The organism is Bradyrhizobium sp. LLZ17, assembly GCF_041200145.1.
In the GTDB taxonomy this organism is placed as follows: domain Bacteria; phylum Pseudomonadota; class Alphaproteobacteria; order Rhizobiales; family Xanthobacteraceae; genus Bradyrhizobium.
In genome coordinates this window covers 1,054,439-1,073,024 of sequence record NZ_CP165734.1, presented here as the reverse complement: position 1 = coordinate 1,073,024, position 18,586 = coordinate 1,054,439, and the positions used below count along the sequence as shown (strand labels likewise).

Sequence of the window (18,586 nt, the reverse complement as noted above, 5' to 3'; positions counted from 1 at the left end):
GCGCCTCAGCCCTTGGCGACTTCCTTGGCGAACGTGTCGCGCAGACCGATGGTTCGCGAGAACACGGGCTTGCCGGGCGTGGAGTCCTTGTCGCGCACGAAATAGCCCTGCCGCTCGAACTGCATCGGCTCGGTCGCATTGCTTTCGGCGACCGAGGCCTCGACCCGGGCGTCGGACAATATCTCCAGCGACTGCGGGTTGAGATCGGCGGCGAAGTTCGAGGCGTCCGGGCTCGGGTTGGCGAAGAGCTGGTTGTAGATGCGGATTTCCGCAGGCTTGGAGGTCGCCGCCGAGAGCCAGTGCATGGTGGCCTTGACCTTGCGGCCGTCGGGCGCATTGCCGCCCTTGGTCGCGGGATCGTAGCTGCAGCGCAGCTCCACCACCTCGCCGCTGGCGTTCTTGATCACGCCGGTGCACTTGACGAAATAGGCGTAGCGCAGCCGCACCTCGTTGCCCGGCGACAGCCGGAAGAACTTTTTCGGCGGGTTCTCCATGAAGTCGTCGTGCTCGATATAGAGTTCGCGGCCGAACGTGATCTTGCGCGTGCCGGCCGAGGGATCGTCGGGATGATTGATGGCGTCGAGTTCCTCGACCTGCCCTTCCGGATAGTTCTCGATCACGACCTTCAGCGGCCGCAGCACCGCCATGCGCCGCTGCGAAGTGCGGTTCAGCTCCTCGCGAATACAGAACTCCAGCATGCCGACATCGACGACACTGTTGGCTTTGGCAACGCCGATGCGCTTGACGAATTCGCGCAGCGCCGCCGGCGGTACGCCGCGGCGGCGCATCCCCGCCATGGTCGGCATGCGCGGATCGTCCCAGCCCGCGACATGGCCTTCGCGCACGAGCTGGGTCAGCACGCGTTTCGACAGCAGCGTGTAGGTGAGGTTGAGCCGTGCGAATTCGTACTGGTGCGGCCTCGACGGCACCGGTAGCTTCTCGATGAACCAGTCGTAGAGCGGCCGGTGATCCTCGAACTCCAGCGTGCAGATCGAGTGCGTGATGCCCTCGATCGCGTCCGACTGGCCGTGCGCATAGTCATAGCTGGGATAGATCGACCACTTGTCGCCCGTGCGCGGATGATGCGCGTGCAGGATCCGGTACAGCACGGGGTCGCGCAAATTGATGTTGCCCGCTCGCATGTCGATCTTCGCCCGCAGCACCCGCGCGCCGTTCGGGAATTCGCCGGCCTTCATGCGGCGGAACAGGTCCAGATTTTCATCGACCGAGCGGTCGCGGAACGGCGAGTTCTTGCCGGGCTCGGTCAACGTACCGCGCGAGGCGCGGATCTCGTCCTGGGTCTGGTCGTCGACATAGGCGAGCCCGTCACGGATCAGCTTCTCCGCCCATTCGTAGAGGCGGTCGAAATAGTCGGAGGCGAAGAACAGGTTCTTGCCCCAGTCGAAGCCGAGCCAGCGCACATCGGCCTGGATCGAATCGATATATTCCTGCTCTTCCTTGACCGGATTGGTGTCGTCGAAGCGCAAATGGCAGCGGCCCGGAAACTCCTGGGCGATGCCGAAATTGAGTGCGATCGACTTGGCGTGACCGATATGCAGGTAGCCGTTCGGCTCCGGCGGGAACCGGGTCACGATCTCCCTGTATTTGGCCTGGTCGAGGTCGGCCTGGATGATGTCACGAATGAAATCGCGCCCAACCTCGTTCGCCACCGGTTCTGTGCTCATCCTGCAATCCTGTCGGGAAATCTTCGGCCCTTCTGCCAAATTCGCTTGGCTGAGCCAAGGGCTTAAGCAAGGCCTGGCAGGTCCGCTCCCGGGCTTTAGTTATGCTCCGGTCCTGTTATATACCACCGCCTCCAATGCATAGGCCCTGCCAAGAATGACCTCCTCCGTCGTCACACGCTTCGCACCCTCCCCGACCGGCTTCCTCCATATCGGGGGCGCCCGCACGGCGCTGTTCAACTGGCTCTATGCGAAGAAGCACGGCGGCAAGATGCTGCTCCGGATCGAGGACACCGACCGCGAGCGTTCCACCGAGGCTGCGATTGGCGCCATCCTCGACGGGCTCAAATGGCTGGAGCTCGGCTGGGATGGCGATGTCATCTACCAGTTCAGCCGCGCCGCGCGCCACCGCGAGGTCGCCGAGCAGCTGCTCGCCGAGGGCAAGGCCTACCGCTGCTATGCCACCGCCGAAGAGCTCACCGCGATGCGCGAGAAGGCCCGGGCGGAGGGCCGCACCCGCCTCTATGACGGCCTCTGGCGCGACCGCGATCCGGCCACCGCACCCACCGACGTCAAGCCGACGATCCGGCTGCGCGCGCCACAGACCGGCGAGACCGTGATCGAGGACCAGGTCCAGGGCCGCGTGGTCTGGCAGAACGAGAACCTCGACGACCTCGTGCTGCTGCGCGGCGATGGCAATCCGACCTACATGCTCGCGGTGGTGGTCGATGACCACGACATGGGTGTCACCCACGTGATCCGCGGTGACGATCATCTGATCAACGCCGCGCGCCAGAAGCAGATCTACGATGCGATGGGCTGGGCCCTGCCGAACATGTCCCACATCCCGCTGATCCACGGTCCCGACGGCTCAAAGCTGTCCAAGCGCCACGGCGCGCTCGGCGTCGATGCCTACCGCGCCATGGGCTACCTGCCGGCAGCATTGCGCAACTACCTCGTCCGCCTCGGCTGGAGCCATGGCGACCAGGAGATCTTCTCGACCGAGGAGATGATCGCGGCCTTCGACCTTGCGAACGTCGGCCGCGCCGCCGCCCGCTTCGATTTCGCCAAGCTGGAAAACCTCAACGGCCATTACATCCGCCATGCGGACGATCAATCACTCGTGAAGATGTTCGAGGACGTGCTCGACCACGTCGTGCCCAGCCGCGACGAGATCAAGGCCAAGCTAAACGACACCACGCGCGCGCAGCTGCTCAAGGCCATGCCGGCCCTGAAAGAACGCGCCAAGACCTGATCGAGCTGATCGACAGCGCCTATTTCATCTTCGCCGACCGGCCGCTCGAGCTCGATCCCAAGGCGGCGGCGCTGCTGACGCCCGAGAACCGCAAGCTGATCGGCCAGCTGCATTCCGCGCTGGAGAATGTGGAGGCCTGGAATGCGGCTTCTGCGGAGGCTGCGCTGCGCGCTTTTGCCGAGGAAAATAATCTCAAGCTCGGCGCAGTCGCGCAGCCTTTGCGGGCGGCGCTCACGGGGCGGAGCACCTCGCCGGGGATTTTCGAGGTTTTGGACGTGCTTGGACGCCAGGAAAGTTTGCACCGGCTCAAGGACCAGGCCAAGGGCTAGGCCCAGGGTAGGCTCAAGCCTTTGCCCACCAAGGACCGGGTACGACGTAAGTCGAGCATGCGTGGCGCCATCTTGCAGCGCACACAGCAATAATATACCCATCTTGACCGTAGCTTCTGGAATATCCGGCCTGCCCACGATCTCATCGGGGCCTTCCGGGTCCGGCCCGTTTCACCATACATCGGGGACCTCTGATGGACGCAAAAGCAAGCAATAAGACCGCCACGCTGACGGTCGGAAATAAGAACTACGATCTCCCGATCCTCAGCGGCAGCGTCGGGCCTGAAGTCATCGACATCGGCAAGCTCTACGGCCAGTCCGGCCTTTTCACCTACGATCCCGGCTTCACCTCCACCGCGAGCTGCCAGTCCAAAATCACCTATATCGACGGCGACGCGGGCGTGCTGGAATATCGCGGCTACCCGATCGAGCAGCTTGCCGAAAACGGCGATTTCCTCGAGACCTGCTACCTCTTGCTCTACGGCAGCCTGCCGACCGCCGCGCAGAAGAAGGACTTCGACGATCGCGTGATCCATCATACGATGGTGCACGAGCAGATGGCCCGCTTCTTCCAGGGCTTCCGCCGCGACGCCCATCCGATGGCGATCATGGTGGCGGCTGTCGGCGCGCTCGCCGCATTCTATCACGACTCCACCGACATCAACGATCCAAAGCAGCGCATGATCGCCTCCATGCGGATGATCGCCAAGATCCCGACGCTGGCGGCGATGGCCTACAAATACACGGTCGGCCAGCCCTTCATTTATCCGAAAAACTCGCTGAAGTTCGCCGAGAACTTCCTCAACATGTGCTTCGCGGTGCCGTGCGAGGAGTACAAGATCAATCCGGTGCTGGCCGACGCGCTGGACAAGATCTTCATCCTGCATGCCGATCACGAGCAGAACGCCTCGACCTCGACGGTGCGCATCGCCGGCTCCTCGGGCGCCAACCCGTTTGCCTGCATCGCCGCCGGCATTGCCTGCCTGTGGGGCCCGGCGCATGGCGGCGCCAACGAAGCCGCCCTCGCGATGCTCGCCGAGATCGGTTCGGTCGACAAGATTCCGGAATTCATCGCCAAGGTGAAGGACAAGAACTCTGAAGTCCGCCTGATGGGCTTCGGCCACCGCGTCTACAAAAACTACGATCCCCGCGCCAAGATCATGCAGAAGATGTCACGCCGTGCTCAAGGAGACCGGTCATGGCGACGATCCGATGCTCAAGGTTGCGCTCGAACTGGAGAAGATCGCGCTCAGCGACCAATACTTCATCGACCGCAAGCTCTACCCGAACGTCGATTTCTATTCGGGCATCACGCTCAAGGCGATGGGCTTCCCGGTCTCGATGTTCACCGTGCTGTTTGCGGTCGCCCGCACCGTCGGCTGGATCAGCCAGTGGAGCGAGATGATCGAGGATCCGCACCAGAAGATCGGCCGTCCGCGCCAGCTCTACACCGGCGTCACCCGCCGCGACTACGTGGCGATCAAGGATCGGAAGTAACATCGGACTGTAGGATCCAACGGAACGGCGCCATCGCAAGATGGCGCCGTTTTCGTTTGTGCGGATCCTTGCTGCCGCGCACAATAACAAGTCGGCTCGTCGCGCCGGCCGACGCTTGACAGCCGCAATGCCCCGCGCGCATCCTTACAGTAAGTAAGAATGATGACAGGGACGGAAATGCCGGAGCAGCCGAGAAGTCGGCGGCAGACGCGCGCTGCCATTTTGACCCACCTGCTTCAGTCGGGCGGCTCGTTTCGGCCGCCGCTGGCCAAGGCCGTGCGCCTGTCCGAAGCGAGCCTCTCGCGCATCCTGTTTGACCTCAAGGCCGAAGGCCTGATCGAGGAGGTGCGGCGCCCTGCCCCGTATGTCGGCGGGCCAACGGCTCTGGTGTCGCTCGATCGTTCGGTGGCGCTTGCAGCGGTCGAGCTGACCGCTCAGTGGCTCAGCGTCGGCGTCGGCAGCCTGTCGGGCGAGTTGCGTTACACCGAGCGTGTACCGCTGCCGGCAAAGCTGACCGTCGAGTCCGTCGGCCGGGTGTTCCAGGAAGCGCTGACATTGCTGCGCGACTGGACGCGGCGGCGGCGCATCAGGCTCGCACACATCGGCGTCTCGGTTCCGGGCCTCGGCCGGTTGAGCGAGTTCGGCAACCCGATCATTCCCTTGACATCGATCGTGTCAGCGACGTGGTCGGCGCGATGTTTGCCGGCGTGCCGGTCGACTTCACCAACTCGGTGGTCGCGCATGCCACCTTTCACCGCAGCCGCACGGAAGCTTATCCATTCAGCAGCCCGCATCTGTTCGTCTTTGTTGGCCAGGGCGTTGCCGGCGCCTGGATGGATGATCCGATCGAGGATGACACGCTGCAGCCGGTCGAGCTCGGCCATATGGTGTTCGGGCCTGACGGACCGCGTTGCCGCTGCGGACATCATGGCTGCGTCGAAGCCTATGCGTCCCTTCCGGCCCTGGCCGAGCTGCTTGGCGTGGGCGAAGCCGAATTGCTCCAGCTCGGCGACGACTGGGTGACCACGATTCCGATCTCACCGCGTGTGCGCCAGGAGCTGCGCCAGCGGCTGTTCCGGCTTGGCCTGGCGATCGGCAATACGCTGAACGTGAAACCCTGCCGCGGCGTCGCCATCAGCGGCTGGCCCTCGCTTCTCGCTGACGACGATCGCAAGGCCGTGATCGAAGGGATCGACGCCTCTCTGCTCGGCGGACGGCAATTGGCGCAGGTGTCGCTCGCTTTCGTGCCACCCTCGACCGGCAATGATCCGCATGCCGCGTTGGCCTTCGCTGCGTACTGCCTGGCGAGATGCGGTGGCATGCCCGCCGCGTCGACGGAGGCTGCCTGAGATACTGATGCTGCGCGGCTCTCGCGCGAAGAGTTCACACCCGGGAGGAACTTGCCATGCCGATCACCACAACGAGGCGTCGTCTTCTTGCTGGCTCTGCCGCTGCGCTCGCGCTGCCTGCCTTTGCCCGCGCGCAAGGCGCGGTCAAGCCGCGCCTGACCGTGATCTCGCAATGGTCCGCCGGCAGCGACGGCGCGGCGATCACCGCACTCGGCAAGAAATTCGAGGAGAAGGGCGGGACGTGGCAGCACTCGCCGGTCCCCGGGTTCACCACCGAGATGATGAACAAGCTACGTGCTCAGATCATCGCCGGCGATCCGCCGGCTTGTTCGCAACTCAAGGGCCCCGAGATCGCAGCCTGGTCGAAGATCGCTCCGACCGTCGATCTTGACGCACTTGTCGCGGCCGCCGGCTACGAGAAGGTCGTCGCGCCGGACCTTGCAAAATTGCACAAGCCGGGGGGCAAGTGGATTGCCCTGCCGCTGCAGATCTACAGCACCAACATGCTATTTCTCTCCAAGCGCGCCATGGACAAAGCCAAGGCCGATAAGCCCCCCGTGACCTGGGCTGACTTCAACGATCTTGCCGAGAAGATGAAAGCCGCCGGGGTCACCTTTCCGGTCGCCAACGGTGGCACCCGCGCCGACGATGGGCAAAAATTCGAGGCCTCGCTCGCCGGCATCAGTCCGACCGCATATCGCGCAGCCGCGATGAATCTCGACAAGAAGGCCCTGGAGGGTCCCGAGATCAAGGCGGCCTTCGCACAGATGCGCAAGATCACCAACTGGATGGACCCCAATGTTGGCGCCCAACCCTATGCCACCAATTTGAAGCGCTTCATCGATGGCGACATGGGCATGTTGATCATGGGCGGATGGGCGCAGGGCGTGTTGCGCAACGCCGGTTTCAAGTTGGACGACTTTACCATCGCGCCGGGTCCCAGCGACAATGGCAAGCCGGTGTTCCTGCTCAATGCCGACGCCTTCATCTTCTGGCAGCGCAAGGAGCCCGATCTGCAGGCCGGACAGACGTTGATGGCCCAGCTCGTGATGGATCCGGCGATCCAGACCATGTACTCGCAAATCACGGGATCGATCCCGGTGCGCACCGACGTCGATCTGTCCGGTGAAGGCTGGTCCGATGGTCAAAGGCGAACCGCAGCCGCACTCAAGGAGGCTGTCGCCAGCAATCAGGCCGTCCTGAGCCTCGCGCACAACATGGCGCAGGAAAATGGCCTGACCGCTGCGATGATCGACGTGTTCACCGAATACGCAAAGAACAAGACGATTACGCCGGATCAGGCGGTCACCCGCCTTGCCGAGGCTGTCGAGGGCGCCCGTTGACCGACATCGTCTCCACAGCAACGCAGCCCGGCCGCCCGGCAATACCAGCCGTGGTCGGCCGGCTGCCCGAATATCTGATGATCTGGGTGCCGCTGCTGCTGTCCGCGGCGCACCTCATTTCGTTCTCGATCTGGACGATCTGGATGTCGTTTACGCCGTCCACGCTTGTGCCGGTCACGGGCTGGGTGGGATTGCGCAACTACAATTCGGTCCTTGCGTCGCGCAACTGGCAAATCGCCTTCGACAATCTGCTGCTGTTCGGCATCGCCTTCGTGCTGCTGAGCTTGATCACCGGTCTCGTGCTCGCGATCTTGCTCGATCAGCGCATTCGTGGCGAGAACGTGCTGCGTACCATCTTCCTGTACCCCCTGGCGGTCTCGTTCGTCGTGACCGGCACGGTGTGGAGCTGGCTGCTCAATCCCGGTATCGGGATCGAGAAGCTTGCCCACGACCTCGGCTGGATCTCCTTCCATTTCGACTGGCTGGTCAACCGCGACATGGCGATCTGGACCATCGTCATCGCCGCGATCTGGCAATCCTCGGGCTTCGGGATGGCGCTCTTCCTTGCCGGGCTTCGGTCCGTCGATGCCAACATCATCAAGGCCGCGCAGATCGACGGCGCAGGACCGATCCGGACCTATTGGCGTGTGATCTTGCCGACGCTTTGGCCGATCACCATCACCGTCGTGGTCGTCCAGCTGCAGTTCGCCATTTCGGCTTTCGACCTCGTCCGCGCGCTCACCAATGGCGGGCCCGGCATAGCGACCCAGCTGCCGGCCCTTGTTGTCTACGACCTCATGTTCCAGCGCGGCCAGCTCGGCCGGGGTGCGGCAGCGGCGGTGCTCATGCTGCTCATCCTTCTCGCCGTGCTGCTGCCCTATGCAGCGTGGCGTTATGTCCAGCGACGGCAGGCCACCCATGCCTGACCGCAGCTTCGCCCCGAGCCGGATTGTCATCTATCTCGTCGTGACATTCTTCGCCGCCGCTTATCTCGCGCCGCTGATCGTCGTCGTGCTGAACTCGCTCCGGACCAATGAGGAGATTGCGCAGGGCTCGATGATCGGCTGGCCGCAACATTTGACCTGGGGCAATTATGCCCTGGCCTGGAGCGGATTCTGCGTCGCCGAGACCTGCGCCGGCATCCGGCCGTACATGCTGAACTCCGCGCTCATCACGATTCCCGCGACGATCTTCTCGACCCTGCTCGGTGCTGTCGCCGGTTACGCCGTGTCGCTCTGGCGTTTTCGCGGCGACAACTGGATCTATGGCATCGTCACCCTCGGCCTGTTCCTTCCCCAGCAGATGCGCCTGCTGCCCTGGACCATCGTGCTGCGGGACACCGGCCTCATCAACACCCTGTCGGGCCTCGTGCTGATCCACACGATCCAGGGGCTCTCCTTTACAGTGCTGTTCTGCCGAAACTACTATATCGCCATTCCACATGAACTGATCAGGGCCGCGCGCATCGACGGCGCCGGGTTCTTCCGCATTTTCTGGCGCATCATTCTGCCGCTCTCGTCTCCCATCCTGATCGTGACAGTGATCTGGCAGTTCACCCACATCTGGAACGAGTTCCTCTATGGCGTGACATTCACGACGGGGCAGCAGCAGCCCGTCACGGCCGCTCTCATCGCACTATCTGCCGCGGTGGCGGATATCCCGCAGCATGGCGTGCAGAGCGCTGCGGTGATCATCGCGGCCCTGCCCACCTTATTGATCTATCTCTTCGGCGGCAGGTATTTCGTGCGCGGCCTCACCGCCGGGGCCGTGAAATGATGGGGTTGTCATGGCAGCACTGAGCATTCGCGCCCTGTCGAAGCGCTACGCCAATCTGGAGGTTCTGAAGAGCATCGACCTCGACATCGAGAGCGGCGAATTCACCGTGCTGGTCGGGCCATCCGGCTGCGGCAAGTCCACGCTACTCAACATCATCGCCGGACTCGACCGTCCGAGCGAAGGGACGGTGGAAATCGGCGGGCGCGTCGTCAACGACGTCCCGCCCAAGGACCGCGACATCGCCATGGTGTTCCAGTCCTATGCGCTCTATCCCTCGATGACGGTGCGCCAGAACATCACCTTCGGCATGGAATGCCGACGCGTCGCCAAGGCGGAGCAGGAGAAGGCCGTGGCGAATGTGGCCCGGCTGCTCCAGATCGAGCCCCTGCTCGGCCGCAAGCCGTCGCAATTGTCCGGCGGCCAGCGCCAGCGCGTGGCGATGGGCCGAGCGCTGGTACGCGATCCCCTGCTTTTCCTGTTCGACGAGCCACTCTCCAATCTCGATGCCAAGCTGCGGGTCGAGATGCGGATGGAGATCAAGCGGCTGCATCAGCGCATTGGCGCCACCATCGTCTATGTCACCCACGACCAGATCGAGGCGATGACGATGGCAACGCGCATCGCCGTGATGCACCGGGGCGTGGTGCAGCAATTCGCCGATCCGGACACGGTGTACCGCTATCCCGCCAATCTGTTCGTCGCCCGCTTCATGGGCTCTCCACCCATGAACACGATGCCGGCCCGGCTCGAGGCCGATGCCGGCGGGCCAATGATCGTGATCGGTGCGGGACGGCCGGATGAGGTGCGCCTCCGTCTGCAAGGCTACGATGCCGCGGCGCCTTACGTCGGCCGCGAGGTCGTACTCGGAATCCGGCCGGAATGCATCGCCGAGGGGGACCGCGTGTTCTCCGGTGCCGTGGGTGCGCCCGTTGTCGTCTCCGCGCCTGTCGAGATGGTCGAGCCCACCGGCGCGGAGACCATTGTCCTGCTGCGGCTCGGCGGCGAGCCGGCGCTGGCGCGCATCACGCCGGATATCCGCCCCACGCCGGGCGCGCCTGCTCCCTTCGCGCTCGACACCCGCCGTATTTGCCTGTTCGACCCCGAGACGGAGCGACTAATCGCATGACCAAGACGAGCTATGCCGGCCTCGCGGACCGCGTGGTGCTGATCACCGGGGGCGCCAGCGGCATCGGCGCTGCCTTCGTGCGCGCATTCGCAGCGCAGGGCGCACGTGTCGCTTTCCTCGACGTCGATGCGGACGCCGGCAAGGCGCTGGTTCGGGAGCTGGCCGGCACCTCCGGCGCCGCGCCGCTGTTCGTGCCCTGCGACCTCCTGGACATCGACGCCTTGCGCGCCGCCATGGCCCAAATCCAGGGATCGCTTGGCGATGCCGCGGTCCTCGTCAACAACGCTGCCAATGATCAGCGCCAGGTGCTCACGGACGTCACGCCATCCGAATTCGACTGGATGATCGGCGTCAACCTCAAGCACGTCTTCTTTGCCGCACAGACGGTGGTGCCGCAGATGCGGGCGCGAGGCGGCGGCTCGATCATCAACATGTCGTCGATTGCCTGGATACGCGGAGCGCCGGCACTTCCGGTGTACGCGGCGGCCAAGGCTGCGATCGTCGGCTTCACCAATTCGCTGGCGCGGCTCGTTGGCCCCGACCGCATCCGCGTCAACGCGATTGCGCCGGGCATGGTCATCACGGAGCGCCAGCGCCGGCTATGGTATCCGGACGAGCAGGCGATCGCCGAGCTGCGCACGCGCCAAGCCGTTCCCGATGCGGTGACGCCCGACGATATCGCGAACATGGCGCTGTTTTTGGCTTCCGACGCGAGCCAGCGCATCACGCGCCAATGCTTTCAGGTCGACGGCGGTCTCGGCTAATATGCAGGGTGGGCAAAACGCAGCGTGCCCACCCGACAAGATCATCGTCTATCGCCGCACCTTGCGCATCGTCGCGAGCACGATGTCGGCGGCGAGCACGCTCGGCGATGTGTTGCCGGTCGACATGATGGCGTCGAGCTGGGCAAACGCTTCGACTTGCTGCCGGCGCAACGGCGAATCCGTCAGCACCTCGGACAGCGCGGGCGCGAGCTTCTCCGGCGTACAGTCCTCTTGCAGGAACTCGGGGATCACGTCCCTGCCGATCACGAGATTGGCGAGGATCACAGACGAGACCTTGACGGCGCGGCGCAGGATGAAGGCCTCGATCGCGCCGACCCGATAAGCCGTCACCATCGGAATGCCTGATAGCGCGAGCTCCAGCGTCACCGTTCCGGATTTCGCCAGCGCCGCGCGCGCAACGCGGAAGGCGGCGCGCTTCTCGGTTTCGCCGACCACGATCCGCGGCTTGACCGGCCAGCTGCCGACGCCCTCTCGGACGGTGGATTCGAGATGCGGCATGGTCGGCAGCAACAGCTCGAACGCGCGGCCCTCGGCGCGCAATCGGCCGAGCGTCGCGCCGAACACCTCGAGGTGATGTCTGATCTCGCTGCGGCGGCTGCCGGGCAGCACGAGCAGAACCGGCGGCTCTTCGTCGCGGCGCAACTGCTCTTCGGCGTTCGGCCGCAGCGACGGCAATTGCTCGATCAGGGGATGGCCGACATAGCTGCAAGGCGGGCCCCTCAGCTTGCGATATTCCTCCGGCTCGAACGGCAACAGACCCAGTACGTGATCGACATAGCCGAGCATGGCGCGCGCCCGGCCCGGCCGCCATGCCCAGACCGACGGCGAAACGTAATCGACCACCGGGATCGCCGGATTGCGCGCCCGCACGCGGCGGGCGACGCGATGGGTGAAATCGGGGCTGTCGATGATGACGAGCGCGTCGGGCGCGGCCTCGGTCACCGCAGCCGCGGTCTCGCGGATCAGGCGCAGGATCTTCGGCAGTTGCTGCACCACCGCGGCGAAGCCGACGATCGACAGTTCATCGATCGGGAACAGCGAGACCAGCCCTTCCCGCGCCATGGTGCTGCCGCCGACGCCTTCGAACTGCACGCCGTCTCCGAGCCGCTGGCGCAGCACCTTCATCAGCGCCGAACCGAGCCGATCGCCGGATTCCTCCGTCGCGATGAGAAAGATCTTCCGCTTGGGATCGCGGCTCTGCATCACGCCGGCAGGCCAATGACGAACAGGTACTTTGCGTCGGCGAGCGCGATCATCGCCTGCGGCTCGGCGGCAATGGTGTTGCCGGCGATCACGGCGATCCCGGCGAGGCCGGCGGCTGCGACGCCCTCGATGGTGCGTGCGCCAATCGTCGGCAGGTCGAAGCGCAAATCCTGACTGCTCTTCGGCGCCTTCACCAGCACGCCGCGCCCTGTGGCGGCGCGGATGCGCCCCTCCTCGCGCAGGCGCGCCACGCGCGCAAGCAGCGCATCAGTGCCCTCGATATCCTCGACCGCCACCACGTGGCCGTCGATCACGACAGCGGCCTGGCCGATGTCGAACGGCCCGAGCGCAGTGAGCACCGCACGCCCCCGCTCGATATCGCTCTTGCCGTTTTCGCTGGGCCAGGCGCGGGTGATGCAGCCTTCGGGCATCAGGAGGTCGGGCGCGACGTCCTTGATGCCGACCATGCGGAAGCCGCCTTGCTCGAGAATGCGACCGACGCCGGACAGCAGATGATCGTCGCCGCCGCGGAAGGCGCGGATGACGTTGCCGAGCAGCCGCAAGGTCGTGAAGTCGAACCGGATCTCTGACAGCGAAGGCCGCACCAGCGTGCCGATGAAGATCAGGTCGCGGCAGCCTTCCTCCCGAAACAGCCGCATCGCGCGGCCGAGCTGGCCGACCGAAATCCAGCGGTGGCGGAATTTTTCGAGCTGTGCCGGATCGCAGGCGCCGCGCAGCGGAAACAGCACCGGGGTAATGCCGCGCGCGGCGAGCGACGAGGCGACCGCGAACGGCATGGCGCCGCCGCCTGCGACCACGCCGACCGGCGATGAAATCTCCGAAGCCGCCGATGTCATGTCCGCGGCCATCCCAAGGTCACTTTTCGACGGCGGGAAGACACAGCGGGCGCTTGCCCTTGCCGATGAAGTCGATGATCTCGGCGATGGCCGGATCGTCGCTCGCAAGCGGCCGTACCGCCTCCAGCCGCTCGGCGAATATGCCGGGACCGTGGAAAAGCTTCTGATAGAACGCGCGCACGGTGGCGAGGCGTTCCTTGGTGAACTTGCGCCGCTTCATGCCGATCAGGTTGAGACTCTCCAGCACCGCATATTGGCCGTTGGCGAGCCCGTACGGGATGATGTCGTCGCGCACGCCCGAGAGGCCGCCGACCATCACATAGGACCCGATGCGCGTGAACTGGTGCACCGCCGATAGCCCGCCGACATAGACGGCGTCGCCGATCTCGCAATGGCCGCCGAGCGTCGCCGAGGTCGCGAAGATCGCGTTGTTGCCGACCATGCAGTCATGGCCGACATGGCTGTTGTTCATGAAATAGCCGTCGTTGCCGACGCGCGTCTTGCCACCGCCCTTGACGGTGCCGACGTTCATCGTCGCGCCTTCGCGGATGATGTTGCCGGAACCGATCTCGAGCGTGGTCGGCTCGCCCTTGTAGCTGAGATCCTGTGGGGCGCCGCCCAGCACCGCGAACGGGGAGATCACGCAGCCATCACCGATCGACGTGTGGCCGATGACGGTAACCTGTCCGATCAGCTTGCAGTTCGCCCCGATCCTGGCGTTGCGGCCGATGATGCAATAGGGCCCGATCTCAGTGCCCTCGCCGATCAATGCGCCGTCTTCCACCCGCGCGGCGGGATCAATCTTACTCATCAAAAAGATCTGACTATGTGTTGAAGTTGCTCGGTTTTCCGGTGGTTAGCGCGACTTCGGCCGATCTGTCCAGTGACGTATGATCTCGGCTCGTTTCAAAGCGAACGGCGAATGGGCGAATAGAGCGGAATAGAGCAGCTTATTCGCCACTCTCTGCTCGCCGTTCGCCAGTCGTCCTCAGTCCGTCAGCATGGCCCCGACATCGGCCTCCGCGACGACCACGCCGTTGACCTTGGCGTCGCCGTGAAACCACCACATGGCCTTGCGGCGGCCGATCGAGCGCATGTGGTACTCGATGGTATCGCCGGGCATCACGGGCTTGCGGAACTTGCACTTGTCGATGGTGAGGAAATAGACCGCCCGCGGCTTCTCCAGTGCCCTCGACCGATTTGATGCCGATCACGCCCGCCGTCTGCGCCATCGCCTCGATCATCATCACACCGGGATAGACCGGACGATCGGGGAAATGGCCCTGGAACGGCGGCTCGTTGAAGGTCACGTTCTTGATGCCGATACCGCTGTAATCGGCGCGGATGTTGATCACGCGGTCGATCAGCAGCATCGGAAAGCGGTGCGGGAGCGTTTGCAGGATCATGTTGATGTCCACAAGCGCGAACCTGACCGGTGCTTCCTCCGTCATTCCCGTCCCTCATCCTTCGAATCGGCCTTGCCGTCGCGCGCCAGGCGCTCCACCGCCAAAATCTCTTTGAACCACTGCCTGGTCGGCTTGGCAAAAAAGCCGCCCCAGCGCCCGCCCGCGGGAATGTCGTCCTTGACGCCGCTCATGGCCGTCACCTGAGCCCCGTCGCCGATCTTGACGTGGTTGTTGATGCCAACCTTCGCTCCCAGCGCCACGTTGTCGCCGAGGGTCAGGCTGCCCGCGAGCCCGATCTGGGCCGCCAGCAGGCAGTGCCGGCCGATGGTCACATTGTGGCCGATCTGGACCTGATTGTCGATTTTGGTGCCCTCGCCGATCACCGTGTCGCGCAAGCTGCCGCGGTCGATGGTGGTGTTGGCGCCGACCTCGACGTCGCTCTGGATCAGCACCCGTCCGGTCTGCGGCACTTTCAGATGGCCCTCGGGGCCGAAAAAGATGAAGCCGTAGCCGTCCTGGCCGATCGAGCAGCCGGGATGGATCAGGACATTGTTGCCGATCAGGGCGCACTGGATCGCCGTGCGGGCGCCGACATTGCAGTCCCGGCCGATCTTGACACCCGGGCCGATCACCGCGCCGACGCCGACCACCGTGCCGCTACCGATCTCGACGCCCGGACCGATCACGGCCAGCGGATCGACGACCACGCCGTCCTCGAGCCGCGCCGAGGGATCGATGATGGCCGACGGCGCGATGCCGTCATGGCCCACCCAGGATTGCGGCCTGAGCGCGTCGCCGTGCCATTCGCGCGCGATCCTGACAAAGGCGCGGAACGGCTGCGCCACCCGCAGCACAGCCACATGCGCCGGCACCTGGGCCTCAAAGCGCGGGCTCACCAAGCAGGCGCCGGCTTTGGTGGCCTTGAGCTCGTCGGCGTATTTCAGGTTGTCGAAGAACGCCAGATGCATCGGGCCGGCTTCGTCGAGCGAAGCGACGCCTGTGATGACGTGGTCGCCTTTGGCAGGATCGACCAGTTGCGCCTTGGCGAGCGCGGCGATGTCAGCCAGCGCTGAGGCCGGCGGTTTTGTGAAGAAGGTCGGCTGCGCCATTCCACCCCTTCGCGGTCCGGCTTCGGCATGAAGCGGCCAGGCCGCATCATGCCTCATCTCGTGGATTGAGAACGATCTTTTTGGAGACCCGCCCCCAAAGGAATTCCGGACAAATTCCCGAAGGGCCGGGTCATGCCCTGCTGATCGAGCTAGAACGTCGTGCCGCCGCCGAACCGGAACTCCTGCGTGCGGTCATACTTGCCCTTGGTCAGCGGCACCGCGTAGTCGAAGCGCAGCGGACCGAACGGCGAGGCCCAGATCAAGCCGACACCAACCGACGATCGCACCACCTTGCTGTCATCGTAGACCAGGCCGGTACAGGTGCCGGGCGTCGCTGGATTGATCGTCGAAGGCGTACAGGACGGCGGGCGAGTCGTTTCGCCAGTGAGTGCCCACGTCGTCGGGCCTTGGTAGTCGTAGAGACCGCCGGCGTCGGCATAGACCGCACCCTTCAGGCCCACTTCCTTGGGCAGGAACCAGAACGGCATCTGCAATTCGAGCGAAGCGCCCCAGTACTTGGTGCCGCCGAGCGCGTCCTGCGTGCCGTAGGGATTGAGGTCGCGCGGGCCGATGCCGTTCGGGGCAAAGCCGCGGACGAGGTTCGGACCCATTTGGAAGTGATCGAGCATGCGCAGGTCGCTGCCGACTTTGGTCAGGACGCCGCCCTGGAGATGGACGAGGCCGACCAGGTCCGACACCAGCGACTGGTAGTACTTCGCATCGGCCGCGGTCTTCAGATAGGAGACGTCGCCACCGACGCCGGCGAAGTCCTGCTTGAAGTCGACGATCAAACCGTCGGTCGGGTTCTTGTTGTTGTCGAGCGTGTTGTAGGTCAGCGAATAGCCGAGCGCCGAGGTCAGCGTCTTGCCATTCGCGAGCTCCTTGCGCACCGGCAGCGAGGCTTCACCGTCGCTGTAGCAGCCGAGGCCGTTGGTTGCGGCGAAGTTGTAGCCGCTGGCGGCGATGTCGGCGGCACCTTGCGGCGTGTTGGCGTATGCCGGCGACGGGTTGAACGCCCCTGAACCGACGATGTTGTTACAATTCGCCAGGTAGGACGGCAGCGTGATTTGCTGCTGGTAGACCGAGTAGCGCAGCTGCAGCGCCAGATCTTCACGCAAGGAGAAGCCGAGGCGCGGCGAGAAGCCCAGCGTCTTGGTGCCGTAGGAGATGTAGCTGTTGGAGAGCTGGGTGCGCTGATACAAGTCGAGGCCCAGCGCGATGCGATAGTCGAGCAGGTACGGCTCGACGAACGACAGCGAATAGCCACGCGCATACTGCCCGTACGTCACCGACGCCTTGGCGAACAGGCCGCGGCCGAGCAGGTTGCGCTCGGCGATCGAGACTTCGGCCAGCGCACCGTCGGTCGTGGAGTAACCGCCCGACACCGAGAAATCGCCGGTCGACTTCTCTTCGAGATCGACGATCAGCACCACGCGATCGCTGGAGGAGCCAGGCTCCGTCGTGATCTTCACGCTCTTGAAATAGTCGAGATTCTTCAGGCGCCGCTCGGCCCGGTCGACCAGCGCGCGGTTGTAGGCGTCGCCCTCCGAGAGGTCGAACTCGCGACGGATCACGTAATCGCGCGTGCGGGTGTTGCCGCGGATGTTGATGCGCTCGATGTAGGTACGCGGACCCTCGTCGATGTTGAACACCACCGACACGGTGTGCGCATCGAAATTGCGGTCGCCGCCGGGACGCACGACGGCGAAGGCGAAGCCGCGCCGTGAGGCCTCGATCTGCATGTCCTCGACCGACTTCTCGACCGATTCGACGTTGTAGAGCGAGCCGACATTGACGCGCGAAAAGGAGCGCAGCGTGGTCGGGTCGAAATTGGCAATGCTGGTGCGGAAATCGACCGCGCCGACGCGGTATTGCTGGCCTTCCTCGATCTTGAAGGTGACGTTGAAGCCCTTCTTGTCCGGATCATATTCGGTGAGCGCGGCCACGACCTGGACGTCGGCGATCCGTTCTTGAGATAGAAGCGGCGAATCAAGTCGCGGTCGGCCTCGACCCGATCGGGATCGTAGACGTCGTTGCTGCCGAGGAAGCTCAGCAGATTCGATTCATGCGTCTTGATGATGTCCCGGAGGCGGTAGGACGAGAACGCGTTGTTGCCGACGAACTCGATCGACTTGACGCCCGTCTTGACGCCCTCCTCGACCGTGAAGACGAGGTCGACGCGGTTGTTCGGCTGCTCGATGATTTCCGGCGTGACACGCACGTCATAGCGGCCGGAGTGACGGTAAATTTCGGCGATACGCAGCGTGTCCGACTGCACCATGGCACGAGAGAACGTGCCGCGGGCCTTGGACTGGATTTCCGCGGTGAGCTGCTCGTCCTTGATCTTCTTGTTGCCCTCGAAGGCGACGCGACCGATCACCGGGTTTTCGACCACGGAAACGATGATCTGGCCGCCCGGGCCGCGGTTGATCTTCACGTCCTGGAACAGGCCTGTCTCGATCAGCGCCTTGAGGCCGTCGTCGATGGCGCCTTGATCAAGGCGGCCCCCGGGTCCCGGCTTGAAATAGGAGCGGATCGTCTCCACCTCGACGCGGCGATTTCCCTCGACGGAAATCGACTGCACGGTCTGCGCAAGCGCAGACGAGGACACAAAAACAGCCCCGACCGGGGCAACCACCGCCGCGCCGAACATGATCAGGGTGGCAAGCAAGCCGCCCCGGAGTCGCAGTCCAAACATCATGCGCAACGCGCCCTCATCATTCCGCTCCAGACCCAACCCCAACGCCGGTCTGGAGAATCCCCAAGTTCAAGCCGCTTGTAGCCAATTTCACCGACGCCGCAAACGGCCGAGCGCGCCCCAATTTCAATTTCAATCCAAGACGTTGCCCAAGAGCAACGTCACAAAAAA

The 18,586-nt window shown here is 64.2% G+C and carries 10 protein-coding genes and 5 pseudogenes; 8 read left to right on the top strand and 7 right to left on the bottom strand.

The features are described from left to right. Positions 1-5: 5 nt before the first annotated feature. Entirely contained in the window at positions 6-1,685 is a 1,680-nt protein-coding gene (locus AB8Z38_RS05355) for a glutamine--tRNA ligase/YqeY domain fusion protein (protein ID WP_369723432.1), read from the bottom strand. Between the two features lie 154 nt (positions 1,686-1,839). Between AB8Z38_RS05355 and gltX the strand changes: the two are divergent. The 8 genes and pseudogenes from gltX (at position 1,840) to AB8Z38_RS05315 (ending at position 11,121) form a co-directional block, all read left to right on the top strand. Next, a pseudogene (gltX, locus tag AB8Z38_RS05350) lies at positions 1,840-3,266 on the top strand (glutamate--tRNA ligase). Between the two features lie 260 nt (positions 3,267-3,526). Next, positions 3,527-4,763 (top strand): annotated as a pseudogene (gltA, locus tag AB8Z38_RS05345) (citrate synthase). 177 nt (positions 4,764-4,940) lie between these two features. Further along, positions 4,941-6,112: pseudogene (locus tag AB8Z38_RS05340) on the top strand (ROK family transcriptional regulator). A gap of 56 nt (positions 6,113-6,168) precedes the next feature. Continuing rightward, positions 6,169-7,455 carry an ABC transporter substrate-binding protein gene (locus AB8Z38_RS05335; protein WP_369723431.1) on the top strand — a complete coding sequence of 429 codons (1,287 nt, stop codon included), beginning with the start codon at positions 6,169-6,171 and terminating at the stop codon, positions 7,453-7,455. A 77-nt stretch (positions 7,456-7,532) separates the two neighbouring features. After that, positions 7,533-8,381 (top strand): carbohydrate ABC transporter permease, encoded by an 849-nt coding sequence (locus AB8Z38_RS05330; RefSeq protein ID WP_369726750.1) that lies wholly within the window; start codon positions 7,533-7,535, stop codon positions 8,379-8,381. Beyond that, positions 8,374-9,231: a carbohydrate ABC transporter permease gene (locus tag AB8Z38_RS05325; RefSeq protein ID WP_369723430.1), complete on the top strand. Its 858-nt coding sequence runs from the start codon at positions 8,374-8,376 to the stop codon at positions 9,229-9,231. Before AB8Z38_RS05330 ends, AB8Z38_RS05325 begins: the two co-directional genes overlap by 8 nt. A gap of 10 nt (positions 9,232-9,241) precedes the next feature. Continuing rightward, entirely contained in the window at positions 9,242-10,357 is a 1,116-nt protein-coding gene (locus AB8Z38_RS05320; protein ID WP_369723429.1) for an ABC transporter ATP-binding protein, read from the top strand. Further along, positions 10,354-11,121, top strand: coding sequence for an SDR family NAD(P)-dependent oxidoreductase (locus AB8Z38_RS05315; RefSeq protein ID WP_369723428.1), 768 nt, complete (start codon positions 10,354-10,356; stop codon positions 11,119-11,121). Before AB8Z38_RS05320 ends, AB8Z38_RS05315 begins: the two co-directional genes overlap by 4 nt. Before the next feature lie 48 nt (positions 11,122-11,169). Here AB8Z38_RS05315 and lpxB read toward each other — a convergent pair whose 3' ends face one another. From lpxB to bamA, 6 genes and pseudogenes are all read right to left on the bottom strand, one after another. Continuing rightward, the gene (gene lpxB, locus AB8Z38_RS05310; RefSeq protein ID WP_369723427.1) at positions 11,170-12,348 is read right to left on the bottom strand and encodes a lipid-A-disaccharide synthase; all 1,179 of its coding nucleotides are present in this window, start codon (positions 12,346-12,348) and stop codon (positions 11,170-11,172) included. Next, on the bottom strand, positions 12,345-13,202 hold the full coding sequence (locus AB8Z38_RS05305) for an LpxI family protein (protein ID WP_369723426.1): 858 nt from the start codon (positions 13,200-13,202) through the stop codon (positions 12,345-12,347). The genes lpxB and AB8Z38_RS05305 overlap by 4 nt, the downstream gene beginning before the upstream one ends. Positions 13,203-13,221: 19 nt before the next feature. Then, the gene (lpxA, locus tag AB8Z38_RS05300) at positions 13,222-14,013 is read right to left on the bottom strand and encodes an acyl-ACP--UDP-N-acetylglucosamine O-acyltransferase (RefSeq protein ID WP_369723425.1); all 792 of its coding nucleotides are present in this window, start codon (positions 14,011-14,013) and stop codon (positions 13,222-13,224) included. A gap of 177 nt (positions 14,014-14,190) precedes the next feature. Further along, positions 14,191-14,653: pseudogene (gene fabZ, locus AB8Z38_RS05295) on the bottom strand (3-hydroxyacyl-ACP dehydratase FabZ). Continuing rightward, positions 14,650-15,717 carry a UDP-3-O-(3-hydroxymyristoyl)glucosamine N-acyltransferase gene (gene lpxD, locus AB8Z38_RS05290; protein WP_369723424.1) on the bottom strand — a complete coding sequence of 356 codons (1,068 nt, stop codon included), beginning with the start codon at positions 15,715-15,717 and terminating at the stop codon, positions 14,650-14,652. Before lpxD ends, fabZ begins: the two are co-directional and overlap by 4 nt. A 149-nt stretch (positions 15,718-15,866) precedes the next feature. Next, positions 15,867-18,418 (bottom strand): annotated as a pseudogene (gene bamA, locus AB8Z38_RS05285) (outer membrane protein assembly factor BamA). Positions 18,419-18,586: the final 168 nt, after the last annotated feature.

What these genes read in the sequence shown, in the direction of transcription:
- lpxD (WP_369723424.1), bottom strand. Translation starts at nt 15,717, where the DNA reads ATGGCGCAGCCGACCTTCTTCACAAAACCGCCGGCCTCAGCGCTGGCT.
- lpxA (WP_369723425.1), bottom strand. Translation starts at nt 14,013, where the DNA reads ATGAGTAAGATTGATCCCGCCGCGCGGGTGGAAGACGGCGCATTGATC.
- AB8Z38_RS05320 (WP_369723429.1), top strand. Translation starts at nt 9,242, where the DNA reads ATGGCAGCACTGAGCATTCGCGCCCTGTCGAAGCGCTACGCCAATCTG.
- AB8Z38_RS05305 (WP_369723426.1), bottom strand. Translation starts at nt 13,202, where the DNA reads ATGACATCGGCGGCTTCGGAGATTTCATCGCCGGTCGGCGTGGTCGCA.
- AB8Z38_RS05315 (WP_369723428.1), top strand. Translation starts at nt 10,354, where the DNA reads ATGACCAAGACGAGCTATGCCGGCCTCGCGGACCGCGTGGTGCTGATC.
- AB8Z38_RS05355 (WP_369723432.1), bottom strand. Translation starts at nt 1,685, where the DNA reads ATGAGCACAGAACCGGTGGCGAACGAGGTTGGGCGCGATTTCATTCGT.
- AB8Z38_RS05335 (WP_369723431.1), top strand. Translation starts at nt 6,169, where the DNA reads ATGCCGATCACCACAACGAGGCGTCGTCTTCTTGCTGGCTCTGCCGCT.
- AB8Z38_RS05325 (WP_369723430.1), top strand. Translation starts at nt 8,374, where the DNA reads ATGCCTGACCGCAGCTTCGCCCCGAGCCGGATTGTCATCTATCTCGTC.
- AB8Z38_RS05330 (WP_369726750.1), top strand. Translation starts at nt 7,533, where the DNA reads ATGATCTGGGTGCCGCTGCTGCTGTCCGCGGCGCACCTCATTTCGTTC.